This window comes from Bacillota bacterium (assembly GCA_012837285.1).
Taxonomy (GTDB): domain Bacteria; phylum Bacillota; class DTU030; order DUMP01; family DUMP01; genus DUNI01.
This window is the reverse complement of the sequence record DURJ01000165.1, coordinates 1-8,246: the sequence shown is the minus strand read 5'-3', so window position 1 is coordinate 8,246 and position 8,246 is coordinate 1. Positions and strand designations below refer to the sequence as shown.

Below are 8,246 nucleotides of genomic sequence, written 5' to 3'. Positions count from 1 at the left end.
GAAATATTGGATAAGAAATCAAAGAAGCAGATTGAGGCACTTTTGTCATGAGAATCGATCCAAGGCTCCTAATTTCCCCTGGAAAGCACTGCGTATAGACGATATTGGTGTTTAATGGTAAGATGACTGGGGATGGTCTTTAAAGAAAGAAAATGGCGGTTAGGTTATTTTTTTGTCCGCCCTGGAAGAAATTTAATGAAGATAAAAGATAGTTTTCACCCGTATGCCATCATAACAATAATTTGTTGGGATTAGCGTATGTTTAATCTAATCTTGTTATTAGTGCACCCCTGCCCACCTTTTTGCGGGAATACAAGGGATCGTACAGGGAGGGGTACAGGTGAAGTCTTTATGCCGATACCCCTCTTGACAATGATAGCTGGCATGATATATTGAGATCGATTAGGGAAAAGTTACCACAACGATTGGCGCAGATATTTAAGTTGACTTAAGAACCGGACTCATATACAAACATAAAAGTATTGTATAGGAGAATACCGGCAATGAAAAGTGAAAAGCTGTTTCGACAGAGTCTATTAAAAACCAAGTACAGCCGGCCTGAAACAGACAGCCGCTTGACTGTGCGAAGCCGCCTTTACCAGAGTCTCAGCCAGGCACTTGCACATAAGCTTACCATTGTATCGGCACCTGCGGGTTATGGTAAGACCTCGGCAGTCAATGTGTGGCTGGAAAAGAGCAGGATTATTTCCGCGTGGGTTACCCTTGATGAGACAGACAATGATCCAGTGGTTTTTTGGCGATACATTTTTGCTGCCTTGAACAACATTAATAAAGATATCGCTCCGGACGCTTCTTATGCTTTTTTCTCACGAGAACTTTTAGATTCAAATATCCATTTAAACATTATGATCGACAGGCTGTCTGACGCAGCCTGCGATTTTATTATTGTACTGGATGATTTTCACCATATAACCGATGAGCTTATTCTAAAGAACTTGTCATATTTGATAAGGTACTTACCGCCAAAGATGCACATTATTATTATCAGCAGGACCGAACCGGACTTAAAACTGGATACGCACTGGATAAAAGGCGATTTAATCACTCTGGAATCAAATAATCTTCGATTCGATCAGGAAGAAATTACAGAGTTTTACAAAGCACGCGGATTTCATGTTTCCAGTGAAGACATTATGAAGGTTGAGTGCTACACAGAAGGCTGGGCTGCCGCCCTGGTTGCAGTAGCGATGTCCATGGAGAAAGCGGAAGACATGGATAAGGTGATAAGTGGGCTTACAAACCGCAGTAAACATATTTTTAGGTATTTGCGGGACGAGATAATAAGTTCATGGACAGAAGAAGACCTGGATTTTGTCATGAAAACCTCAATATTGGATACGCTTTGCGGACCGTTGTGTAATGCCGTCACAGGCGGTGAGAACGGAAGTCAGCTTCTTGCTATTATCAGCAAGAAGAATGGTTTCCTTATCTCCCTTGATGATAATAACAACTGGTACAGGTACCACTCTATCTTCAAAGAGTTTCTGGATAAATTGCTTGTTGAATCCAACATCGATAAGAAAGAACTAAACTTTAGAGCAGCGGTATGGAGTGAGTATAATGGATGTCCGGACAAGGCTATCGACTATTACCTGAATGCCGAATGCTATGAAGAAACCATGAAATTAATTTCCAGGCAAATAAGTGAACTCAAAAAGACAGGGGACTATCTAAAGCTCTTTAACTGGGTAGAAAGATTGCCTGAAAAATTAAGGGAGGACAGTTTTGCCATCAGTGCAGCCTATACATTTTATTACACGGAAATGGGTCTATATGACCATGCTTGGAAATTCATCAAGAAGATGGAGAGGCTGAACGCGAAAACAAATAAGGCAATGAAGCGGATACTCAACGCAGAGAACGAATTGTACATTAATATGTTAAAAGCAAATCTGGCAATACGGCAAGGGAACTTTGAAGCATTTGTTTCGATTATTGACCAGGTATCACAAGTGGTTAGAGAGAAATCGATTAAGATGTCAGGCTATGTGGACTGCAACCTGTTCGATATCTATTTATACAGAAGTTCAATGTGTATGTTGGTGAGTCTGGCCAGAGAAGATTTGGCTCGCTATCACAGGTTTGTGGAGAATTACAGGGTAATGCTGTCTAAAAATCCCGGATATGCCCCGCTGGCCGAAGGCGAGTACTATTATGAAAGCAACAGATTTCAAGATGCGCTTCCATGCCTGCTTTCCGCCATCAATGAGGCAATTGACGTTGGATGTCCCGGAGCGCTCGTACCTGCAATAGCGTCCATTGCACGCATAAAAAGGGCACAGGGAGATATCGACGGAGCATTGCGCGTCCTGCACAAGTATGAGGCATGGCTCAAAAATCAAGGGAAGCCGCATTGGACTTATTTGCTTAACGCCTTTAAAACCCGGTTGCATATTGATTCTGGGGATATGGAAAAGGTTGAAAGGTGGTTTGCTTCGTGCAAACTGGGCATTTATCATGAAATAAGCCGGGCGAAAGAATTTGAGCTCATTGTGTATGCAAGGGTCCTGATGGCAAAGGGTTTTTTGAATGATGCTGATATGCTGCTCAAAAGGCTTCTGATTTTTGCCGAAGGAAAATCCAGACTGCACAGTAAGGTTGAGATACTTAGTCTGCTCGCTGCTGCGGCTGCCGGCATGGGTGATGAGGCCCGTTCAATGTTTTATATTGAAAAGGCCCTTGAGACAGGAAGCAAGGAAGGATATGTGAGAAGCTTTGCAGATGAGCAATCAACCATGTGTAGACTGTTGAAAACATATATTGCCTATCGGGGGAAGCAGGATGCGATAGCAGCTTATGCGGAAGAACTGCTTGGGCACGCTCTGATGGATACAAGGATGATTAGAGCCGAAAGTAGTACCGGCCTGCGTTTAATAGAACGGCTCACCCCTCGGGAGAATACGGTTTTGCAGCTTCTTGCAGCCGGGCTGTCCAATATTGAGATTGCAAGGGAATTAGGCATATCCCTCAGTACTGTAAAATATCATAATACTAATCTTTTTGGAAAACTGGACGCCAAAACCCGGCTCGAGGCCATAAGTAGAGCAAATAAGTTGGGACTGCTGGACTGAAACAATTTATTGGTCCGGTGGATAGAAACGACTGCTGTGCTGCTATTGTGCAGGCAGTCGTTTTTTGTATGACATAAAAAGTACGGGCGACCTATACCAAAGGATAGGTTAAAAAAAATCAATGTGTTCTATAATTAATTTACATTTAAGGCTTCATTAAACCGGATAGACAGTAAATTGGCTGTCTGTATGTAAGAATTTGGTTGAATTTGTGGAGGGGATGAGAATGAAAAAGCCAAGCAAAAAAAGAGTATTATCGCTGCTTGTTGCTCTGTGCCTGATAATTTCTATCTTATCGCCTTTTTCAACTGCTGCTGGCGCGGAAGGAACCACTGCCGACAAAAGCGACGACTCCAGCATGGATATAGCTGAAGGATGGGGCTTTGATACATCACAGCCGGAAACCTCGCAAGCACGAGCGGCCACCGGCGAAAACCCGATAGGTGCAAATACCGATGCTGTAACCATCTTTGGTGAAGCACCGCTGGAAATTGCCGTGGTAGGCAGCAGAGTCTTTGCCAGTGCAGGCGGACATTATCGAACACATGATGATGAAGAAAGGGGCGATATCTACTGGTATGATGGTGCGTATGCCTACCCTGATCCTGTAAGCGATCTGTTTTATAAAAATTCCGGCAAATACGGTACTGTTGCTCACATCACGTTTCCAGACGAGCCCGATGTCCGTCCGGCCAAAACCATAGCAGCCGACATAAACGGCGACGGCGTAGATGAAATAATACGTTATTATATAGAAATCAATTATAATGGCAGCGAAGGTAAACCTGATGGCGACATAGATAATTTCAATGCTGGCGTTGAAGGGTACAGTGCAGATTTCAATTTGCAGTGCATCAATTCTCAAACGGGACAAAGTATGGGGAAAACTACGCTGCGCACCGTATCAAAAGCAGATATACATGACTTTTATATACCCGACAGCATCTACTACTGGAGTTCCTACCTTCAGATAACCGCGGGCGATTATGACGGCGATGGCAAGGAAGAGGTAGCTGTGGCAGTGCCCGGTCAGTTAAGGGAATCGGGCAATTCGCAAACCTCAGGCAATATCTATATTTTCGGGGTAAGCCCCGGTCCTGTTGGCGTCAGATTTGATCTGGAGTATGTATATGATGATTTAAATTACTGCTCACTTTATGGAGATACCTTTAGAGAGTATACAGCCTTTCATCTGGCATCCGGCGATGTGGATAACGATAACATTGATGAACTAGTTTACACTTACACCGGAGATGTACTGACCGTGGATCAAAACAGTAGTATCAGGATAATCGATTACCAAGATGGTTCTTATTCATCAATCAGCAGGACAATCGCTTTCGGGAACAAGAAACATCCTGTGGGAAATGCCGGCGTTACGGTGGGAGACATAGACAACGACGGGCTGAACGAAATCGTCGTAGGTGGTTATATGGTCAATAAAAACGACCAGGGCGCATTGTACGCCTTCACTAACAAATTCGGGAAGACGGAAAAATTCGAGTATTATCATGAGCTGGCCATGTCATATATGAAGTACGACCAAGAATCGGGTTCCTACGGGGACTTTGAGGGCTTTACTGTATTTCGGGAAGAAGAGGATATGGCCTGGACAAGAGCCGGCGATACAAGCTATAACAGCGCTTCGGGCCGTGACTTAGCCAGCAGCGCCCGGTATAGAAACGCGCGGAACTGGACTCTTCCCTTACAGTCGGTGAGCCTTACAGGGTATGTAAACGGCCGGACCAACCACCAGATTTTCTTTGGAAACTGCATGTATTATTATGATGTGGATTCCGGAAAATTCAACATCTATGACGACGAAGGCAAGGCAAACGACAGTATAGTGCCATATAAGAACTTCAGCGCGCCCAACTCCTCGATAAATGCGTTAATTCCCGGAAGCTTCCTGGACCAGAACGATTACTACGTAAAGAGTGAGGGAAGAGAGCAGCTTCTTGTTTCATATGCCTTTGATTGCATTTTCGAGTTTGCCCTGATGTACGAGAGCGCGGCAGGTACTTCCCTGGATGTGCAAAAAAAGTATGGTTCTATGGCCAGAGCAGCGTCTAATAATCCTAAGAGGTTTGATTTTTATCCCACGGTTTGCGCTCCCAATATGGACAATGACGCTATTTTTGTACAATATATCGACTATGCGTTCACCTATTCCAAGCCCGAGGTATTGTCGGTGCTCGCGTCCATTCCCTATTATGAGGATATTTACAACGCTTACCCGTGGCCCGATTGGGAACCCGGCTCCACCTATCTCGGCAAGTCTTCGGGCTCCTCCCAGACTGCCACAGGTGTTACCGAATTCAGCCTGGGGGGCTATGTAAGTATTGAACAGGATATAAGCGTTTTAGGGCTGAAAATTGCTTCTATTGAGATGGAGAATAGTATCTCCGCCAACACCAGTTATGAATTCAGTCATACCATAGAAAGGGAAAGCACCGTTCAATATGAAACCAATGGCGGACAGGACTCCGTTGTAATGGTGTCAGCGCCCCTTGACGTTTATTATTACAGGTATTATGAGGAGAGCATTCCCTACAAGGGAAAATATCCCGATGCAAAAAAAAGCGATCCGTCCACCTGGGGCATCATGGCGGTCTCGATTCCAAGCGCTCCGCAGATCATGGTTTTCCCGGTTGAAAGCTACAATGACCTTGCCGAAATATCTGGTTTAGACAAAATCGACAGCGATTTCTGGATACACACCCAGGGTGACCCTGGCACATATCCCAAGAGTGTAGCCCAGTTTAAAGGTGCAGAAAATGTTTTGTCCTCTGACAGCAGCATCAGCGCCACATTTGGATCCGGTTCCGTCAGTACCGAGCTTACAATCACCGAAAGCGATGAGCATGCCTTTACTTTTTCCCTCTCCATGGAATCACGTGTTGGCGCAGGTGTCGGTGGAGGTGTCCTGGGAATCATTTTTGGAGGCAGTATCGGTGCCGGCGGGGCCGTAGCCAGCTTCAGCGGGACTACCATTGGGTCTTCCTTAGCAAATTTCCCCACCACCGGATATTCCTTAACCACAAGACTTCATTCGTATACCACCGTGTTTAACGATGAGGACATAATGGTACTTTATTATACTGTATCCAATGTGCAGGGCTTGCCAAAGCTCCCCAGCAGTTTTTACGTGGAAGAGAGGACAACCGACAGAATCACCCTGGCCTGGGATGTGCCGGATAACATTAGCGATGGGCTGAAGCCGAACAGATATGAATTGTACCGGTACGACAATTATTTTAAAGAATGGGCTTTATTGGATGACAATATTTCGATTGAAGCAGGCACCAATTATTATCTAGATACGGATGTTTTCCCCAATGTGACCTATAAATATAAGCTGGTCGCATTGGACAGCACTGGTATCAAGACCAATTCGGTAACACTGGAAGCCAGTACCGCCGCCACCGGCGACCCACCGGTGATAACGGCCCAGCCCAGGGATACCACAGCCGCAGCGGGAGATGACGCTTCCTTTAGTATTGACGCTAAGCTACCGGAGGGCGCTGCCCCTGCCCGGTTGTATTATCAGTGGTATCAGCGCCAAAGCCCGGATGACAACTGGAGCGCCATACCCGGTGCCAACGAAAAAACCCTGACACTATCAAGTGTTACTCCGGCCATGGACGGCTTTGAGTATTGCTGCATGGTAACACGGCTTATGAACAACCAATTCCCCCTGTCGGCGGAAAGCGCCTATGCGAGGCTGAGTGTAACCGAGCAGTCCCCGGAACAATACACGGTAAGCTATTTTGCCGGAATCAACGGCAGCGTTACGGCCTTTGAAATAGGCGCCGGAGGTAATTATGAGATTAAGTCCGGCGATAAAGTATCCGAACGGACCACAGTGGAGTTTATTGCCAAGCCAGATTTAGGCTATCGGGTGAGCCGGTGGACAATAAACGGAGAGGCCGCCCTCGGTAATACAGGCAATACATTGACCATCGACAGTTTGTCCGGGGATGTTACTGTTAATGTAAGCTTCACCTATTCCACTTATGACATCACTTTTGATATCGCGGAAAACACTGAAGAAGGCCAGAACGGTGCGGTATGGGGCACCCTAACCGCCAGATATGCCGGAAGCTTTGAGCTGCCGCAGGGTGAGGCCACCTCTGTCGCGGCTCAGATGCCCATAACATTCACTGCCGTTCCCGCTATTAGCGGTGATACAAAATACACGGTGAAACAGTGGAGCAAAAACGGTGAAGTAGTGAAAAATGACAACGGCAGCACCTTTATTGGAGACACCTATACCATAGAAGCCCTTTCGGAAGACACCGTGGTGAAGGTGATGTTTGCCAGGGCAGTGGAACATAAGGTTGAAGTGTCTTCACAAATCACTAATACCGATGTGGCTTACTTCGACAATGGAATTATTATCATCCGTGCCGATGGGGACATGGTCTTGCCGAGTGATCCGATAAAGAAAGGGTCCAGGGTGACCATTGCTGTGACGCCTCCTCAAGCGGCGCTCATTTATAGCTGGGAAATCACACCGGTGGACGACGATGGAAAGCCTGCAGCTTTGCCCACTGTCCTCGGCAGCCAGCCTTCCTATACCATTAACGAGCTCTCTGCAAGCTACAGGATTGAAATCACCTATGTCGTCGTCTCCACCAAGACAGTTACTTTTGGCTCCGAAGGGGGAAGCGGGACGGTTACGGCTGTGGTGGGGGTTGGGAATACATCGCCGACAGGCGTTGTGGAAAGCGGCGGCAAGGTGCAGATGTACTCGGATATAGTTCTTACCGCCCACCCCGAGTTGGGAGTAAAGGGCTGGACAGTGAACAATATTTATCTAGCCCGTACCGATACAAGTTACACTCTGGAGGACATCAACAGAAACACCACGGTCAAGGTGCTGTTCGAAAGTGCTCCCACGGCAAAAGATTTCATTGGCGCCGTTGAAATCAAGGCTGGAGAAACAGAATGGATTGACGCCGATACCGTAGCTTTGGATGCCGACGGAGACAGCCTGGCTGTCAGCAGAATCAGTACGAAACCGGATGAAAAGATAGCAATAGCAGGGATTGATGACGGCAAAGCCACAATCACCGGTGTCAACAGGGGCATAACAGGCGTAGTTCTTACGGTTAGCGACGGGAAAGGCCATACTTGTGATGTCCCTGTAGG

At 46.4% G+C, this 8,246-nt stretch carries 2 protein-coding genes; both read left to right on the top strand.

Features of this window, described 5'->3' with window-relative positions:
* Positions 1 to 503: 503 nt before the first annotated feature.
* Positions 504 to 3,092, top strand: a complete 2,589-nt coding sequence (locus GX016_09790; GenBank protein HHT71834.1) for a hypothetical protein — start codon at positions 504 to 506, stop codon at positions 3,090 to 3,092.
* A 226-nt stretch (positions 3,093 to 3,318) separates the two neighbouring features.
* Positions 3,319 to 8,246: hypothetical protein (locus GX016_09785; GenBank protein ID HHT71833.1), on the top strand; the 4,928-nt coding region annotated here is incomplete at its 3' end.

What these genes read in the sequence shown, in the direction of transcription:
- GX016_09790 (HHT71834.1), top strand. Translation starts at nt 504, where the DNA reads ATGAAAAGTGAAAAGCTGTTTCGACAGAGTCTATTAAAAACCAAGTAC.